The sequence below is a fragment of the Haloferax sp. Atlit-12N genome (assembly GCF_003383095.1).
In the GTDB taxonomy this organism is placed as follows: domain Archaea; phylum Halobacteriota; class Halobacteria; order Halobacteriales; family Haloferacaceae; genus Haloferax.
Window position 1 is genome coordinate 1 of record NZ_PSYW01000090.1, and the last position, 462, is coordinate 462.

Consider the following 462-nt stretch of genomic DNA (forward strand, 5'->3'; position numbering starts at 1 on the left):
CCGAGACCTCCTGCGCGAGATTTCGGACCGCGGAACCGCTCTCGAACCGACGACCGACGACCGACACGCATGAATCCGAACGACACAGCCGAGTCAGCGACGATACACAGCTTCCTGAACTGCTACCTCCGGGAGACCGGGGACTACGCCGTCGTCCCAGCCGGGGACGTGCCGGTCGAGGCGGACGCCGAGGTAGTCGTCCACGCGCCGCTCTCTCAGCAGGGCGTGGACCTCTACGTCCCGCTTTCGTACCGGTCGCCGACGGGTCGCCACCAGTTCGACCTGCCCGGCGTCTACCGGCTTCCCGATGGCGAGACGTTCCCCCTCGACTACACCGTGCTCGTGACGCTCGTCACGAGCGAACTCAGACTCGACCGCGACGACACCGGCGCGGCCGACGAACTGCTCCTGCGGGTCGTCAAGAGCTGCCAGAACATCGAGCGGTTCGTCGAGGCCCGGCGC

At 67.5% G+C, this 462-nt stretch carries 1 pseudogene; it reads left to right on the forward strand.

Annotated features, from left to right (window positions below):
- Positions 1–69 precede the first annotated feature (69 nt).
- Positions 70–462 (forward strand): annotated as a pseudogene (locus tag C5B90_RS20145) (IucA/IucC family siderophore biosynthesis protein); the annotation flags it as partial.